General features: G+C 70.5%; 16 protein-coding genes, 1 pseudogene and 1 riboswitch. Of the genes and pseudogenes, 16 read left to right on the top strand and 1 reads right to left on the bottom strand.

The window, feature by feature from the left end; genetic code table 11:
* Positions 1 to 8: 8 nt before the first annotated feature.
* The 8 genes from lepB (at position 9) to OG623_RS08655 (ending at position 6,763) form a co-directional block, all read left to right on the top strand.
* Complete coding sequence (gene lepB, locus OG623_RS08690; protein ID WP_406145677.1) at positions 9 to 794, top strand: signal peptidase I; 786 nt, start codon at positions 9 to 11, stop codon at positions 792 to 794.
* A complete protein-coding gene (locus OG623_RS08685) occupies positions 784 to 1,353 on the top strand; it encodes an NUDIX hydrolase (RefSeq protein WP_406145675.1) in 570 nt (189 codons plus the stop codon). The genes lepB and OG623_RS08685 overlap by 11 nt, the downstream gene beginning before the upstream one ends.
* A 63-nt stretch (positions 1,354 to 1,416) precedes the next feature.
* Positions 1,417 to 1,725, top strand: coding sequence for a DUF2469 domain-containing protein (locus tag OG623_RS08680; protein ID WP_003965949.1), 309 nt, complete (start codon positions 1,417 to 1,419; stop codon positions 1,723 to 1,725).
* A 134-nt stretch (positions 1,726 to 1,859) separates the two neighbouring features.
* Entirely contained in the window at positions 1,860 to 2,219 is a 360-nt protein-coding gene (locus OG623_RS08675; protein ID WP_406145673.1) for a YraN family protein, read from the top strand.
* On the top strand, positions 2,219 to 3,841 hold the full coding sequence (locus tag OG623_RS08670; RefSeq protein WP_406145672.1) for a YifB family Mg chelatase-like AAA ATPase: 1,623 nt from the start codon (positions 2,219 to 2,221) through the stop codon (positions 3,839 to 3,841). The genes OG623_RS08675 and OG623_RS08670 overlap by 1 nt, the downstream gene beginning before the upstream one ends.
* The gene (gene dprA / locus OG623_RS08665) at positions 3,838 to 5,010 is read left to right on the top strand and encodes a DNA-processing protein DprA (protein ID WP_406145670.1); all 1,173 of its coding nucleotides are present in this window, start codon (positions 3,838 to 3,840) and stop codon (positions 5,008 to 5,010) included. Before OG623_RS08670 ends, dprA begins: the two co-directional genes overlap by 4 nt.
* Positions 5,011 to 5,271: 261 nt before the next feature.
* The gene (whiG, locus tag OG623_RS08660; protein WP_406145668.1) at positions 5,272 to 6,108 is read left to right on the top strand and encodes an RNA polymerase sigma factor WhiG; all 837 of its coding nucleotides are present in this window, start codon (positions 5,272 to 5,274) and stop codon (positions 6,106 to 6,108) included.
* A 97-nt stretch (positions 6,109 to 6,205) separates the two neighbouring features.
* Positions 6,206 to 6,763 carry a TetR/AcrR family transcriptional regulator gene (locus tag OG623_RS08655; RefSeq protein ID WP_406151740.1) on the top strand — a complete coding sequence of 186 codons (558 nt, stop codon included), beginning with the start codon at positions 6,206 to 6,208 and terminating at the stop codon, positions 6,761 to 6,763.
* Positions 6,764 to 6,783: 20 nt separating this feature from the next.
* Here OG623_RS08655 and OG623_RS08650 read toward each other — a convergent pair.
* Positions 6,784 to 7,368 (bottom strand): annotated as a pseudogene (locus OG623_RS08650) (murein hydrolase activator EnvC family protein); the annotation flags it as partial.
* Positions 7,369 to 7,646: 278 nt separating this feature from the next.
* On the opposite strand from OG623_RS08650, the gene rpsB reads away from it, so the two are divergent.
* The 8 genes from rpsB to OG623_RS08610 all read left to right on the top strand — a co-directional run bounded on the left by rpsB (position 7,647) and on the right by OG623_RS08610 (position 16,471).
* Positions 7,647 to 8,594: a 30S ribosomal protein S2 gene (gene rpsB, locus OG623_RS08645; protein ID WP_406145666.1), complete on the top strand. Its 948-nt coding sequence runs from the start codon at positions 7,647 to 7,649 to the stop codon at positions 8,592 to 8,594.
* A gap of 100 nt (positions 8,595 to 8,694) precedes the next feature.
* Positions 8,695 to 9,531 (top strand): translation elongation factor Ts, encoded by an 837-nt coding sequence (gene tsf / locus OG623_RS08640; protein WP_406145664.1) that lies wholly within the window; start codon positions 8,695 to 8,697, stop codon positions 9,529 to 9,531.
* Positions 9,532 to 9,687: 156 nt separating this feature from the next.
* Positions 9,688 to 10,464 carry a UMP kinase gene (gene pyrH, locus OG623_RS08635; RefSeq protein WP_406145662.1) on the top strand — a complete coding sequence of 259 codons (777 nt, stop codon included), beginning with the start codon at positions 9,688 to 9,690 and terminating at the stop codon, positions 10,462 to 10,464.
* A gap of 115 nt (positions 10,465 to 10,579) precedes the next feature.
* Positions 10,580 to 11,137: a ribosome recycling factor gene (gene frr, locus OG623_RS08630; RefSeq protein WP_406145660.1), complete on the top strand. Its 558-nt coding sequence runs from the start codon at positions 10,580 to 10,582 to the stop codon at positions 11,135 to 11,137.
* Positions 11,137 to 12,225, top strand: coding sequence for a phosphatidate cytidylyltransferase (locus tag OG623_RS08625; protein ID WP_406145658.1), 1,089 nt, complete (start codon positions 11,137 to 11,139; stop codon positions 12,223 to 12,225). Before frr ends, OG623_RS08625 begins: the two co-directional genes overlap by 1 nt.
* Before the next feature lie 95 nt (positions 12,226 to 12,320).
* Complete coding sequence (rlmN, locus tag OG623_RS08620) at positions 12,321 to 13,427, top strand: 23S rRNA (adenine(2503)-C(2))-methyltransferase RlmN (RefSeq protein ID WP_406145656.1); 1,107 nt, start codon at positions 12,321 to 12,323, stop codon at positions 13,425 to 13,427.
* 74 nt (positions 13,428 to 13,501) lie between these two features.
* Positions 13,502 to 13,618, top strand: a riboswitch (TPP riboswitch).
* Between the two features lie 73 nt (positions 13,619 to 13,691).
* Entirely contained in the window at positions 13,692 to 14,786 is a 1,095-nt protein-coding gene (locus tag OG623_RS08615; protein WP_406145654.1) for a thiamine ABC transporter substrate binding subunit, read from the top strand.
* A 71-nt stretch (positions 14,787 to 14,857) separates the two neighbouring features.
* On the top strand, positions 14,858 to 16,471 hold the full coding sequence (locus OG623_RS08610) for an ABC transporter permease (RefSeq protein WP_406145652.1): 1,614 nt from the start codon (positions 14,858 to 14,860) through the stop codon (positions 16,469 to 16,471).

The following is a 16,471-nucleotide window of genomic DNA, read 5'->3' as shown; positions in this document are numbered from 1 at the left end:
GCGCTGGGATGAGTGGATCAGGACGTCATGACGGCCGCGGCCGGCTCGGCACCACGCTGTCGAACCTGGCCGTGGCCGTCGGCTGTGTGCTCTTCCTCGGCGGATTCGCCTGGGGAGCGGTGGTGTACAAGCCGTACACCGTGCCGACCGACTCGATGACACCGACGGTGAACGCCGGTGACCGGGTCCTCGCGGAGCGGATAACGGGCGACGACGTGCGACGTGGGGACGTGGTCGTCTTCACCGACTCGGCATGGGGCGATGTGCCCATGGTGAAGCGGGTCGTCGGCGTGGGCGGCGACAAGGTCGCCTGCTGCGACAAGGAGGGCAGGCTCACCCTCAACGGCAAGCCCATCGAGGAACCGTATCTGCGGGCGGACGGCGCGTCGCCGTTCGCCTCGCTGGGCGGCGGGTCCACGGCCTCCGTCCAGAAGTTCACGGCCGATGTGCCCAAGGGCCAGCTCTTCCTCCTCGGGGACGAGCGCAGCACCTCCATGGACTCCCGCGTCCATCTGGAGGACCCGGGTCAGGGCTCGGTGCCCCGCAGCGCCGTCCAGGCCCGGGTGGACGCCATCGCCTGGCCCATGAACGGCATGATCGGCCGGCCCGACGCCTTCGCGGCGCTGCCGGGCGGCGTGTCGTCCGAAGGGCCGCTGCCGCTCCAGGTCGGGGTCCTCGTGGTGGGAGTGGTGCTCATCGTGGGCGGAGCCGCCTACGGCCCGCTGGCGGCACGCTCCGCGCGGCGGGGCGGCCAGGGGAGCAACGGGCAGAGGGCGGCCGCCGGTGTCCGCTGAGACGGACGGGGCGGCAGGCGCGGCCGGGGCCGCTGGGGCTACCGGGGCCACTGGGGCGACCGGGGCGGCCGGGGCGACCGAGAGCCGCAAGGTCGCTCGTGTGGTGCTCCTGGACCCGGACGACCGGATCCTCCTGCTGCACGGCTTCGAGCCCGAGGATCCGGCCGACAGGTGGTGGTTCACGCCCGGCGGGGGTTTGGAGGGCGACGAGACCCGCGAGGAGGCCGCTCTGCGTGAGCTGGCCGAGGAAACCGGGATCACGGATGTCTCGCTCGGTCCGCTGCTGTGGACGAGGATCTGCTCCTTCCCGTTCGACGGGCGGCGCTGGGACCAGGACGAGTGGTACTTCCTGGCCCGTACGTCGCAGACGGCGACCGATCAGGGAGGCCTCACCGAGCTGGAGCTGCGCAGTGTCGCCGGTCTGAGGTGGTGGACTTCCGCCGAACTTCTCGCCACGCGTGAGACGGTGTATCCGACCAGGCTCGCCGGGCTGCTGCGCACGCTGCTCGACGAGGGTCCCCCGAGTGCGCCGCTGGTTCTCGCCCCCGAAATCGTCTAATCGGCCAGGGGTCGGAAGGGCTGACGCACAATAGGGGGACGCACGGCTGAAGGGGAACATGCCATGAGTGCCGAGGACCTCGAGAAGTACGAGACCGAGATGGAGCTGAAGCTCTACCGGGAGTACCGCGATGTCGTCGGTCTGTTCAAATATGTGATCGAGACCGAACGGCGCTTCTACCTCACCAACGACTACGAGATGCAGGTGCACTCGGTCCAGGGTGAGGTTTTCTTCGAGGTTTCCATGGCGGATGCGTGGGTCTGGGACATGTACAGGCCCGCTCGGTTCGTCAAGCAGGTCCGTGTGTTGACGTTCAAGGACGTGAACATCGAAGAGCTCAACAAGAGTGACCTCGAACTCCCGGGCGGTTGAGCCCTGGATAGCTGACCCCGACGCTTCGGTTCACTCGTCCGGGTGGCCAGGATGTTCACATCGGACTGGTTGTCCACCAAGATCCAATAGATCGGCCGGGGCGCGTCACAGTCGGTGCCGGAGGTGGTGCCGATATGAACGCACGGGGGGCACTCGGGCGGTACGGCGAGGATCTGGCGGCGCGGCTGCTGGCCGAAGCCGGAATGACTGTGCTGGAGCGCAACTGGCGGTGCCGCGCAGGAGAGATCGACATCGTCGCGCGGGACGGCGACGCACTGGTCGTCTGTGAGGTGAAGACGCGCAGGGCGGGCGTCTTCGAGCATCCCATGGAGGCCGTCACGGCGGTCAAGGCCGACCGGCTGCGCAGACTCGCCGAGACCTGGCTCGACCGGCACGGCGGGCCGCCGCCCGGCGGGGTCCGGATCGATCTCATCGGCGTGCTCATGCCCAGGCGCGGCGCACCGGTCGCCGAGCATGTGCGGGGCGTGGCCTGATGGGGTTCGCACGGGCGTGCTCGGTGGCGCTGGTCGGCGTCGAGGGTGTGGTGGTGGAGGTCCAGGCCGATCTGGAACCGGGCGTGGCAGCGTTCACGCTGGTCGGCCTGCCGGACAAGAGCCTGGTGGAGAGCAGGGACCGGGTCAGGGCCGCGGTCGTCAACTCCGGGGCTGAGTGGCCGCAGAAGAAGCTCACGGTGGGGCTGTCCCCCGCCTCCGTGCCCAAGAGTGGTTCGGGCTTCGATCTCGCCGTGGCGTGCGCGGTGCTCGGCGCCGCGGAGCGGATCGACCCGGCCGCCGTCGCGGATGTGGTGATGATCGGGGAGCTCGGCCTCGACGGCAGGGTCCGGCCGGTGCGCGGGGTGCTGCCCGCGGTGCTCGCGGCGGCGGAGGCGGGATACCGCCAGGTCGTCGTCCCGGAGCAGACCGCGGGGGAGGCCGCCCTGGTGCCGGGCGTATCGGTCCTCGGTGTGCGCAGCCTGCGCCAGCTGATCGCTGTCCTCGGCGACGAACCCGTGCCCGATGAGCCGGCTCCGGGCCCGGGCCGCCCCGACGCGATGCTCGCCGGACTCATGGTGCCCGGAGCGGGCCTCGGCACGGGTCTGGCCCCGCTGTCGGCCGACGGGGCGGCTCAGCGGCTCGACCTGGCCGATGTCGCGGGCCAGGGCCGGGCGCGCAAGGCCCTGGAGGTGGCCGCGGCGGGCGGGCACCATCTGCTGCTGTCCGGGCCGCCCGGGGCGGGGAAGACCATGCTGGCCGAGCGGATCACGGCGATCCTGCCGCCGCTCTCGCGGCAGGAGTCCCTCGAAGTGACGGCGGTGCACTCGGTCGCGGGCATCCTCCCGCCCGGCGAGCCCCTGATCAGCAGCGCGCCGTACTGCGCGCCGCACCACTCGGCGACGATGCAGTCGCTCGTGGGCGGGGGCAACGGCCTGCCGAGGCCGGGAGCGGTGTCCCTGGCGCACCGGGGCGTCCTCTTCCTCGACGAGGCTCCGGAGTTCTCCGGGCGGGCCCTCGACGCGCTGCGCCAGCCCCTGGAGTCCGGACATGTGGTGGTCGCGCGGGCGGCCGGGGTCGTCCGGCTGCCCGCGCGCTTCCTGATGGTCCTGGCCGCGAATCCCTGCCCGTGCGGGCGGCACACCCTGGCGGGTGCGGGCTGCGAATGTCCGCCGTCGGCGGTCCGCCGCTATCAGGCCCGGCTGTCGGGGCCGCTGCTCGACCGGGTGGATCTGCGGGTCGAGGTCGAGCCGGTCGCACGGGCCGACCTGATGGGCGGCGGCGGCCGAGGGGAGTCGTCGGCCGAGGTGGCCGCCCGGGTGCGGGAGGCCAGGAAGCGTGCGGCCGAGCGGCTCGCCGGCACACCCTGGGCGACCAACAGCGAAGTCCCCGGGCATGAGCTGAGGACCAGGCTGGTCGCCGCTCCCGGCGCGCTGATGGCCGCCGAGCGGGACATGGAGCGGGGGATTCTCACGGCCCGCGGGCTCGACCGGGTCCTGCGCGTGGCATGGACCGTGGCGGACCTGAGAGCCGCAGACCGCCCGGACGCCTCGGACATCGCGATGGCTCTGGAGCTGCGGACCGGCATCCAGCGGGGGGTCCCGATGCAGGCGGGTGCGCGATGACGGCCCCGCCGCCCCACGCCGAGCGGGAGCGGCTGGCGCGCGCCGCCCTGACCCGGGTGTTCGAGCCCGGGGACGAGCGCGGTGGCCGGTGGATCCGTGAGCTCGGGCCCGTCGAGCTGATGCGGCGTCTCACCGGCCCGGACGGACCTGCGCGGGCGCTCGGGGGAATGACGGCGGCCCGTCTCGCCGGCTACCGGCTGCGGGCGTCGAGCGCGGCCCCCGCGAGGGATCTGGCGGACATGGCCGCGATCGGTGGACGGTTCGTCTGCCCCGGTGACCGGGAGTGGCCGAGCCAGCTCGACGACCTGGGCGACGGGCGGCCGATCGGGCTCTGGGCGCGCGGCGGGCCCGACCTGCGTCTGTGGGCACTGCGCTCGGTGGCCCTGGTCGGCGCCCGGGCCTGCACGCCCTACGGGGCGCACATGGCGGCGACGCTCGCCGGCGGACTGGCCGAGCGAGGCTGGGTGGTGGTCTCCGGTGCTGCCTTCGGTGTGGACGGAGCCGCCCATCGTGGGGCGTTGGCCGCGGGCGGGGCGACCATGGCGGTGCTGGCCTGCGGGGTGGACGTGGCCTATCCGCGGGGGCACGCGGAGCTGATCGGGCGCATCGCGGAACAGGGCATGGTCGTGGGCGAGCTGCCGCCCTCGGACCACCCGACACGCAGCAGATTCATCCTGCGGAACCGGGTGATCGCGGCCCTCACCCGGGGCACCGTGGTGGTGGAGGCCGAATACCGCAGCGGCTCGCTGGTCACCGCGAGGAGCGCGCAGCGGCTGGGCCGCTTCACGATGGGGGTGCCCGGCCCCGCCACCAGCGGGCTGTCGGCCGGCGTCCATGAACTCCTGCGCGGTGAGGGGGTCCTGGTCACCGACGCCGCCGAGATCTGTGAACTGGTGGGGGAGATGGGCGAACTGGCCCCGGCCAGAAGGGGTCCCGTCCTGCCCAGGGATCTCCTCGACGCCGGCGCCGCGCGGGTGCTGGACGCGCTGCCGGGGACGGGCGTCGTGGACGGTCGTGACGTGGCCCGGAGCGCCGGAGCGTCGACGGATGAAGTGCTCGGGCGGTTGTACGAACTCCACTCACTGGGGTTCGTCGAACGCGAGGGCGACGGATGGCGGTTGACGCCGGGACGGACACGCAATGGGGACGCGCGGCGAGGCGGTACTTGACCCGGAGCATTCGGGTGAAAAGGTGATGCGGAAGACCCCGGCGGCACCCGGCCAGGCCTTCGGGGACGCTGCGAGCGGTGGCGGTCGGCCCTGTCGGCTTCCTCCGACGGCGGGGAAACGACGAGAGATTTGGAGCGCGACAGCACCGCACGGTTCCCTTGTCCTGAGCGCACCGCGACACCGCGGTCACGCTACGCTCACAAGGTTTCCGCCCGAGAGACACGTCCCAGCACTTCACAGCAGAACGGCTCAAGGCACCACATGCCCCAGCACACCTCCGGGTCTGACCGCGCGGCAGTACCACCGGCTGCGCGTGGCACTGTGCGTCCTCCCGCCCCCTCCTCGCTCGACGAGTTGTGGCGTTCGTACAAGACCACCGGCGACGGGAGGCTGCGGGAGCAACTGATCCTGCACTACTCGCCCCTGGTGAAGTACGTCGCCGGCCGGGTCAGCGTGGGGCTGCCGTCCAATGTGGAGCAGGCGGACTTCGTGTCGTCCGGGGTCTTCGGGCTGATCGACGCCATCGAGAAGTTCGACGTCGAGCGGGCCATCAAGTTCGAGACCTACGCGATCACCAGGATCCGCGGGGCGATGATCGACGAACTCCGTGCGCTGGACTGGATCCCACGCTCCGTGCGGCAGAAGGCGCGCAACGTCGAGCGCGCCTACGCCACGCTGGAGGCGCAGCTGCGGCGTACCCCGTCGGAGGCCGAGGTCGCCGCGGAGATGGGCGTGGCCCTGGAAGAACTGCACGCTGTTTTCAGCCAGTTGTCCCTGGCCAATGTGGTGGCGCTGGAGGAGCTGCTGCATGTCGGCGGTGAGGGCGGCGACCGGCTGAGTCTGATGGACACGCTGGAGGACACCGCGGCCGACAACCCGGTCGAGGTCGCCGAGGACCGCGAGCTCAGACGGCTGCTCGCCCGCGCCATCAACACCCTCCCCGATCGGGAGAAGACCGTGGTCACGCTCTACTACTACGAGGGCCTCACCCTCGCCGAGATCGGCAATGTCCTCGGGGTCACCGAGAGCAGGGTCAGCCAGATCCACACCAAGTCCGTGCTGCAACTGCGGGCGAAGCTGGCCGACGCCGGACGCTGAACCGGAGCGGCTTCGGCCACCCGGACACGGACGCGGGCCTCCTTTCCGACCGGTGCCGCCGTAGAGTGGAGGGGTGCCCAGGATTCGAGCGGCCTCCGTGGCCGAGCACCGGACCATGCAGCGCGGCGCCCTCCTGGACGCCGCGCGCTCCCTGCTGTCCGAGGGTGGTACGGAGGCGCTGACCTTCCCCGCCCTCGCCGAGCGCACGGGCCTCGCCAGGTCCTCCGTCTACGAGTACTTCCGCTCCCGCGCGGCCGTCGTCGAGGAGCTCTGCGCCGTCGACTTCCCCGTCTGGGCCGCCGAGGTCGAGAACGCGATGCAGCGCGCCGGTACGCCCGAGGCGAAGATCGAGGCCTATGTCCGCCGGCAGCTCGATCTGGTCGGAGACCGGCGGCACCGCGCTGTCGTGGCCATCTCCGCGAGCGAGCTGGACGCGGGCGCCCGGGAGAAGATCCGCGCCGCGCACGGCGGTCTGATCGCCATGATCGTCGAGGCCCTTGTCGACCTGGGCCACACCGAGCCGAGGCTGGCGGCCATGCTGCTGCAGGGCTCCGTGGACGCGGCGGTCCGCAGGATCGAGCTGGGCGCGGCCGAGGAGCCGGGCATTGTGGCGGACACGGCCGTGGCCATGGTCCTGCGCGGTGTGCGGGGCTGAGCCCGCGCCCTGCCCGCATCGGGGAGCGGCACACCGAACACCGGCAGCAGCCTGGAGGGGCCCCGTCGCAGCAGGGACGGCGGAAGCAGCGACAGCGGATCCAGATAGACGTCCCCGCGCCGCAGCCCCCAGTGCAGACAGCCCGAGGCGCAGTGGGACGGCCCGGGCCCGGTCACACCCACCACCTGCCCCGCGGCCACCTCGTCGCCCTCGGCGACCCGCGCCCGCACCGGCTCGTACGTGAAGCGCAGCGGTGGATCCCCGCTCCCCGCCACATCGACGGAGAGCACCCCGCGCCCGGCCACCGGTCCCGCGAAGGCGACCCGGCCGGGGGCGGCCGCCCGCACCGGGGTGCCCGGTGGGGCGGCGAGGTCGACCCCGCGGTGGCCGGGGCCGTAGGGACCTTCGGGCGGCTCCCAGCCCCGCACGACCAGGGGCCGGCCCGAGAGCGGCCAGACGCGGTCACCGCCGGGCGGCGTCCCCGGCGGAGCTCCCGTCGCCGGGGACACCGCCCGGGCGGAGGCAGCTCCCAGCAGGACTGGGAGCAGGACGGCCAGGAGTGCGGCGGTCGGCAGCGTGGCGGTCGTTCCAGGTGGGCGGCGCATGACGCAACGATCTCCTCGCAGGCCCGTTCCGCGGGGATCATGGTCCGGATCTGTGGACGACGGACGGGTTGTGGACATCGCCGTCACCCCGCACCTTGCGGGTCCCGTACACTTCTTCTGGCGATCCGGGTCACCGGGTCGACTTCGCACGCCCCGCCACCACCCCCTCTGCGGACGGTGGCCGCGCTCCTCGGTCCCTTGTGGCACGGCGCGTCGGGGCGTCAGGCGCGACAGCAATCCTGCGGTCGCGACAACCGAGTACCTCAAGGAGTACGGCCATGGCCGTCGTCACGATGCGGGAGCTGCTGGAAAGCGGCGTCCACTTCGGTCACCAGACCCGTCGCTGGAACCCGAAGATGAAGCGCTTCATCTTCACCGAGCGCAACGGCATCTACATCATCGACCTGCTCCAGTCGCTGTCGTACATCGACCGCGCCTACGAGTTCGTCAAGGAGACCGTCGCCCACGGCGGCTCCATCATGTTCGTGGGTACGAAGAAGCAGGCCCAGGAGGCCATCGCCGAGCAGGCGACGCGCGTCGGCATGCCGTACGTCAACCAGCGTTGGCTCGGTGGCATGCTCACCAACTTCTCCACCGTCTACAAGCGCCTTCAGCGTCTGAAGGAGCTCGAGCTCATCGACTTCGAGGACGTGGCCGCCTCCGGCCTCACCAAGAAGGAGCTCCTGGTCCTCTCGCGCGAGAAGGCCAAGCTGGAGAAGACCCTCGGTGGTATCCGCGAGATGCAGAAGGTGCCGAGCGCCGTCTGGATCGTCGACACCAAGAAGGAGCACATCGCCGTCGGTGAGGCGCGCAAGCTCCACATCCCGGTCGTCGCGATCCTCGACACCAACTGCGACCCCGACGAGGTCGACTACAAGATTCCGGGCAACGACGACGCGATCCGCTCCGTCACCCTGCTCACCCGCGTGATCGCCGACGCCGTCGCCGAGGGCCTCATCGCCCGTTCCGGTGCCGCCACCGGTGACTCGAAGCCGGGCGAGAAGGCCGCCGGCGAGCCCCTCGCCGAGTGGGAGCGTGACCTGCTCGCGGGCGACAAGAAGGCCGACGCCGAGGGCGCCGCCGAGGTCCAGTCCTCCGCCGAGACGGAGAAGGCCGCCGACGCCGAGCCGGCCGCCGCCGCCGACGCGCAGGCCGCCGAGAAGGCCGAGGCCCCCGCCGCGGAGGCCCCGGCCGCCGAGGCGCCGGCCAAGGACGAGCAGGCCTGACACCCGTCAGTCACGGCTGAATGACGGCGGGGGCCGGTGCACGGCACCGCCCCCGCCGTTCACCCGTAGATCTTTCAGACTTCGAGAGAGAAACAGACTCATGGCGAACTACACCGCCGCTGACGTCAAGAAGCTCCGCGAGCTCACCGGCGCCGGCATGATGGACTGCAAGAAGGCGCTCGACGAGGCCGACGGCAACGTCGACGCCGCCGTCGAGGCGCTCCGCATCAAGGGCCAGAAGGGCGTCGCCAAGCGCGAGGGCCGTTCCGCCGAGAACGGCGCCGTCGTCTCCCTCGTCTCCGAGGACAAGACGTCCGGCGTCCTGGTCGAGCTGAAGTGCGAGACGGACTTCGTCGCCAAGGGTGACAAGTTCCAGGCCGTCGCCAACACGCTCGCCGCCCACGTCGCCGCGACCTCCCCGGCCGACATCGAGGCGCTTCTCTCCTCCGAGATCGAGCCCGGCAAGACCGTCCAGGCGTACGTCGACGAGGCCAACGCCAACCTCGGCGAGAAGATCGTCCTGGACCGCTTCGCGCAGTTCAAGGGCGAGTTCGTCTCCGTGTACATGCACCGCACCATGCCCGACCTGCCGCCGCAGATCGGTGTGCTGGTCGAGCTGGACAAGGCCGACGCCGAGCTGGCCAAGGGCCTCGCGCAGCACATCGCCGCCTTCGCCCCGAAGTACCTCTCCCGCGAGGACGTCCCCGCCGAGGTCGTCGAGGCCGAGCGCCGCGTCGCCGAGGAGACCACGCGCGCCGAGGGCAAGCCCGAGGCCGCGCTCCCGAAGATCGTCGAGGGTCGCGTCAACGGCTTCTTCAAGGAGGCCACCCTCCTCGGCCAGCCGTACGCCCTGGACAACAAGAAGTCCGTTCAGAAGGTCCTGGACGAGGCCGGTGTCGCCCTGAAGCGCTTCACGCGTATCAAGGTCGGCATCTGAGTCCGTCCGCGAACAACGGTGGACCCGATAGGGTCTGGTGCAGTCGACGGCCGCACTCAGCCGGACGACCGCAGATCTGACGAGGAGGCCATTGCCGCGAGGGACAGCAGACCCGACGGCAATGGCCTTCTTCGTATGTGCACGAGGAGAATCTCCATGAACAAGGGCGCGGACGCCACACAGGGTGACCACAAGCGCGACAACGGTACGATTTCAGGCCGTTTCATGCTCAAGCTGTCCGGCGAGGCCTTCGCCGGTGGCGGAGGCCTCGGAGTCGACCCCGACGTCGTGCACGCCATCGCCCGCGAGATCGCCGCGGTCGTACGCGACGGAGCGGAGATCGCGGTCGTCATCGGCGGCGGTAACTTCTTCCGTGGCGCCGAGCTCCAGCAGCGCGGCATGGACCGGGCGCGGTCCGACTACATGGGCATGCTCGGCACCGTCATGAACTGCCTGGCGCTGCAGGACTTCCTGGAGAAGGAAGGCATCGACTCACGCGTCCAGACCGCCATCACCATGGGTCAGGTCGCGGAGCCGTACATCCCGCTCCGCGCCGTGCGGCACATGGAGAAGGGGCGCGTCGTGATCTTCGGTGCCGGCATGGGGATGCCGTACTTCTCCACCGACACGACCGCGGCCCAGCGCGCCCTGGAGATCGACGCCGAGGCGCTGTTGATGGGGAAGAACGGCGTGGACGGGGTCTACGACTCCGACCCGAAGGCCAACCCCGACGCGGTGAAGTTCGACGCCCTGGAGTACGGCGAGGTGATCGCCAGGGACCTCAAGGTCGCCGATGCCACCGCCATCACGCTCTGCCGTGACAACCAGCTCCCCATCCTCGTCTTCGAACTGACCCTGGAGGGCAATATCGCCCGCGCGGTCAAGGGTGAGAAGATCGGCACACTGGTGAGCGACCGGAGCACCCGGGTCTGACGGCCCAGAAGATGGACAACGGCCTGCCGGTCGGACACCGTGCAGGTGAGGACGCGACGCAGGATCCGCAGGACCCGACGATGCCGGGTCCGCTCAAGACACGCAGGAGCACGTGGTGATCGAAGAAATCCTCCTCGAGGCCGAGGAGAAGATGGAGAAGGCCGTCGTGGTCGCGAAAGAGGACTTCGCCGCGATCCGTACCGGCCGTGCGCACCCGGCGATGTTCAACAAGATCGTCGCCGACTACTACGGCGCGCTGACCCCGATCAACCAGCTCGCCTCGTTCTCGGTTCCCGAGCCGCGCATGGCGGTGGTGACCCCGTTCGACAAGACCGCTCTGCGCAACATCGAGCAGGCGATCCGTGACTCCGACCTCGGAGTCAACCCGAGCAACGACGGCAACATCATCCGTGTGACGTTCCCGGAGCTCACGCAGGACCGTCGCAAGGAGTACATCAAGGTCGCCAAGAACAAGGCCGAGGACTCCAAGATCTCGATCCGCTCCGTCCGCCGCAAGGCCAAGGAGTCGCTCGACAAGCTCGTCAAGGACAAGGAGTCCGGCGAGGACGAGGTCCGCCGTGCGGAGAAGGAGCTCGACGACACCACCGCGAAGTACGTCGCGCAGGTGGACGAGCTGCTCAAGCACAAGGAAGCCGAGCTGCTCGAAGTCTGATGAACGACTCTTCCTGGGGCGCCCCGCAGGGACCCGGCTACGGGGCCGCACCCGAGATGGGGCGCGCTCCGGCGGGTCCTGCCTACGATGTGCACGGCGCCCAGCAGACTCGGCCCATGCCCATCGTGCCGGACGCTCCCGACGCAGGTAGAGACGCTGACGACCGCGACGACCGGAGGGGGGACGCCGCGCGCATCAGCGGCCCCCTGTTCCGTGACGAGAAGCCGCAGGAGCCCATGTCCACCCCGCCGCCGTCCACCCCGCCGCCCAAGAAGCGTGCGGGGCGTGATCTGCGCGCCGCCATAGGGGTCGGTGTCGGCCTCGGCGCTCTGGTCGTCGGCTCCCTCTTCATCGTCAAGGCCGTCTTCGTCGGTGTGATCGTGCTGGCGGTGGTGGTCGGGCTCTGGGAGCTCACCTCCCGGCTCAAGGAGCGCAAGGGCATCAACGCCCCGCTGGTGCCCCTCGCCGTCGGTGGCGCCGCGATGGTGGTCGCCGGCTATGTACGGGAGGCCGAAGGGGCCTGGGTCGCGATGGCGCTCACGGCCCTCGCGGTGCTCGTCTGGCGGATGACGGAGCCCCCGGAGGGCTACCTCAAGGACGTCACGGCGGGTGTCTTCGCCGTGTTCTACGTCCCGTTCCTGGCCACGTTCGTCGCGATGATGCTCACCGCGCACGACGGCGCCTGGCGGGTGCTGACCTTCCTCCTGCTGACCGTGGTCAGCGACACCGGCGCGTACGCCGTCGGCTGGCGCTTCGGTACGCACAAGCTGGCACCCCGCATCAGCCCCGGGAAGACCCGCGAGGGCCTGATCGGCGCGGTCACCTTCGCGATGGTCGCCGGCGCCCTGTGCATGGAGTTCCTGATCGACGACGGGAGCTGGTGGCAGGGTCTGCTGATGGGCCTCGCCGTCGCCGCCAGCGCCACGCTGGGGGACCTCGGCGAGTCCATGATCAAGCGGGACCTCGGGATCAAGGACATGGGCACGCTGCTGCCCGGCCACGGCGGCATCATGGACCGGCTCGACTCGCTCCTGCCGAGCGCCCCGGTCGTATGGCTGCTGCTCGTGCTGTTCGTCGGATCCGGCTGATCACGCCCTGAGGGGCCTGCCCGCTCGGCCGGTCCTCGGGGCGGGTCCTCGGGGCCGGTCGGACTTACTCGTACGTCTGCGACACTGGAAGAACCATGCCTAAGCCCGGAGAACTCCAGTTTGTCGCGCCCCGTGGAGCCAAGCGGCCGCCGCGGCACCTCGCCGACCTCACACCCGACGAGCGCAAGGAAGCAGTCGCCGCGACCGGCGAGAAGCCCTTCCGTGCCAAGCAGCTGTCACAGCACTACTTCACGCGGTACGCCCACGACCCGGCGGAGTGGACCAACATTCCGGCGGCGTCGCGGGACAAGCTCGCCGAGGCGATGTTCCCCGACCTGATGTCGGTGATGCGCCACATCAGCTGCGACGACGACACCACCCGTAAGACGCTGTGGAAGCTGCACGACGGCACGCTCGTCGAGTCCGTCCTCATGCGGTATCCGGACCGGGTGACCATGTGCATCTCGTCCCAGGCGGGCTGCGGGATGAACTGCCCGTTCTGCGCGACCGGGCAGGCGGGACTCGACCGCAACCTGTCGACGGCCGAGATCGTGCACCAGATCGTGGACGGCATGCGCGCCCTGCGCGACGGCGAGGTACCCGGCGGCCCCGCGCGGCTGTCCAACATCGTCTTCATGGGCATGGGCGAGCCGCTGGCCAACTACAAGCGCGTGGTTGGGGCCATCCGCCGGCTGACGGACCCCGAGCCGGACGGCCTGGGGCTCTCGCAGCGCGGGATCACCGTGTCCACGGTGGGCCTGGTCCCGGCGATGCTGCGCTTCGCCGACGAGGGCTTCAAGTGCCGTCTCGCGGTCTCCCTGCACGCCCCGGACGACGAGCTGCGCGACACCCTGGTGCCCGTGAACACCCGCTGGAAGGTCCGCGAGGTCCTGGACGCCGCGTGGGAGTACTCGGAGAAGTCCGGCCGCCGTATCTCCATCGAGTACGCGCTGATCCGCGACATCAACGACCAGGCCTGGCGCGGCGACCGGCTCGGCCGGCTGCTCAAGGGCAAGCGGGTGCACGTCAACCTCATCCCGCTGAACCCGACCCCGGGCTCCAAGTGGACCGCGTCACGGCCCGAGGACGAGAAGGCGTTCGTGGAGGCCATCGCCGCCCATGGTGTGCCGGTCACCGTCCGCGACACCCGCGGCCAGGAGATCGACGGGGCCTGCGGGCAGCTGGCGGCGGCCGAGCGCTGAGGCGGTCCGGGCGTACGTGATCCGGCCGGTCCGGCGTGATCCGGCCGGTGTAGCCTGGCCCGGAAATCAACTTCATATTCCGACAGGGGAGCGCCACAGCGCTGAGAGTGCGGCACCGAGTACAGGTCGGCCGCAGACCCTCTGAACCTCGCCCGGGTCATTCCGGGTAGGAAGTTCGGACCTTACTCAAGCTGTTGCGCCCTGCCCGCTCACCGAGCGGGCGGGGCCGCGTCTCTTCCTGGTCACCTCCAGGAGGAAAACACCATGAACACCACGACGAAGTACGCGGCGACGGCGCTCGCCGCCGCCCTCGGCGTCAGCACACTAGCGGGCTGCGGCGGCTCCGACGGCAAGGCCTCCGGCGACACGGGGGCCGGCTCCAGGACCGTCACGCTCGTCAGCCATGACTCGTTCAACGCCTCGGACGCCGTCCTGAAGGCGTTCACGAAGGAGACCGGTTACACGGTCAAGGTGCTCAAGAGCGGGGACGCCGGTGCGGCGCTCAACCAGGAGATCCTGACCAAGGGCTCCCCGCGCGGCGATGTGTTCTTCGGCGCCGACAACACCCTGCTCTCCCGCGCCCTGGACAACGACCTCTTCACGCCGTACGAGGCGAAGGGCCTCGACCGGGTCGACACCGGCACCCAGCTCGACGCGGACAAGCACCGCGTCACGCCCGTCGACACCGGCGACATCTGCGTCAACTACGACAAGAAGTACTTCGACGACAAGAAGCTCGACCCGCCGAAGACCTTCGGCGACCTGCTGAAGCCCGCGTACAAGAACCTGCTGGTCACCGAGAACGCCGCGACGTCGTCGCCCGGACTCGCCTTCCTCCTCGGCACGGTCGCCACCCAGGGTGAGAGCGGCTACCAGGACTACTGGAAGAAGCTGAAGAGCAACGGCGTCAAGGTCGTCGACGGCTGGGAGCAGGCCTACAACGAGGAGTTCTCCGGCTCCGCAGGCGGCAAGAAGGCCAAGGCCGACCGGCCGCTCGTCGTCTCGTACGCCTCCAGCCCGCCCGTCGAGGTGGAGTACGCCGATCCGAAGCCGACCGAGGCCCCGACCGGCGTCGCCACCGGCACCTGCTTCCGCCAGATCGAGTTCGCCGGTCTGCTGGACGGCGCGAAGAACGAGGCGGGCGGAAAGGCGCTGCTGGACTTCCTGATCAGCAAGCGTTTCCAGGAGGACATGCCGCTGAACATGTTCGTGAACCCGGTGGTGAAGGACGCGAAGCTGCCGAAGCTCTTCACGGAGTTCGGAGCGACCGTCGACAAGCCGGCGACCGTGTCCCCCGAGAAGATCGCCAAGAACCGTGAGCAGTGGGTCCAGTCATGGTCCTCGCTCGTCGTGAAGTAGCCGCGCGGCCCGCTCGCCGGGGAAACGCGGGGCGCGGGAACGCACGCGGGAACGCGGTGCGGCTCGGCCTCATGGCCGTGCCCGTCGCGTTCTTCGGCCTGTTCTTCGCCTACCCGGTCGTCTCGATCGTCGGCCGGGGGCTGAAGTCCGGAGGCGACTGGCAGTTCGGCCGGATCGGCGCGGTGCTGGGCCGGTCCGACATCCTCGACGTCCTCTGGTTCACCACCTGGCAGGCCCTCGCGTCGACCGTGCTCACCCTGCTGATCGCACTGCCGGGCGCCTATGTGTTCGCCCGCTTCGAGTTCCCCGGCAAACAGCTCCTGCGGGCCGTCGTGACCGTGCCGTTCGTCCTGCCGACCGTCGTCGTGGGTACGGCGTTCCTGGCGCTGCTGGGACGCGGCGGGTTCCTCGACGAGCTCTGGGGCGTCAGGCTCGACACGACCGTGTGGGCCATCCTGCTCGCCCATGTGTTCTTCAACTACGCGGTCGTCGTACGGACCGTCGGCGGCCTGTGGTCCCAGCTCGACCCCCGCCAGGAGGAGGCCGCCCGGGTGCTCGGGGCCGGCCGCATCGCCGCCTGGCGGCGAGTGACGCTGCCCGCGCTGGCGCCCGCCGTCGCCGCGGCGGCTCTGATGGTGTTCCTCTTCACCTTCACCTCCTTCGGTGTCGTCCAGATCCTCGGTGGCCCGTCCTACTCCACGCTGGAGGTGGAGATCTACCGGCAGACCGCCCAGCTGCTGGACCTGCCGACGGCCGCCGTGCTGACCCTGGTGCAGTTCGCCGCGGTCGGAGGGATCCTCGCCGTCCACGCCTGGACCGTACGGCGACGGGAGACGGCCCTGAAGCTCGTCGACCCGGCGCAGACCGCACGGCCGCCCCGCGGCGCCGGCCAGCGGGCGCTGCTCGGCGGCGTACTGCTGACCGTGCTGCTCCTCATCCTGGTGCCGCTCGGGGTGCTGGTGGAACGCTCGCTGGACACCCCGGGCGGCTACGGATTCGACTTCTACCGCGCCCTGCGGTCCGCCGGTGCCAACGGCTCCACGTTCCTGGTCCCGCCGCTCGACGCCATCGGCAACTCCCTGCGCTACGCGCTGGTCGCGACCCTCATCGCCCTGGTGATCGGGGGCCTCGCGGCCGCCGCGCTGACAAGGCGGGCGGGCAGGCTGGTGCGTGGCTTCGACGCCCTGCTGATGCTGCCGCTCGGGGTGTCGGCGGTCACCGTCGGCTTCGGCTTCCTCATCACGCTTGACAAGCCGCCGCTCGACCTGCGTACGTCATGGATCCTCGTGCCGCTCGCACAGGCACTGGTGGGCGTCCCCTTCGTCGTACGGACCATGCTTCCCGTCCTGCGCGCGGTCGACGAGCGGCTGCGGGAGGCCGCCGCGGTGCTCGGGGCCTCGCCCCTGCGGGCCTGGCGTGAGGTCGATCTGCCGCTGGTGCGGCGGGCGGTGCTGGTCGCCGCGGGATTCGCCTTCGCGGTGTCGCTCGGTGAGTTCGGCGCGACCGTGTTCATCGCACGCCCCGACAACCCCACCCTGCCGGTCGCCGTCGCCAGGCTGCTGGGGCGTTCCGGTGAGCTCAACTACGGCCAGGCGATGGCCCTCAGCACGATTCTGATGCTCGTCTGCGCGGTGTCGCTGCTCCTGCTCGAACGTATCCGCACCGACCGATCCGGGGAGTTCTAG

It is taken from the genome of Streptomyces sp. NBC_01012, from assembly GCF_045162755.1.
GTDB lineage: Bacteria > Actinomycetota > Actinomycetes > Streptomycetales > Streptomycetaceae > Streptomyces.
The sequence above is the reverse complement of the archived record's forward strand: the minus strand, read 5'-3'. Positions and strand labels throughout refer to the sequence as shown.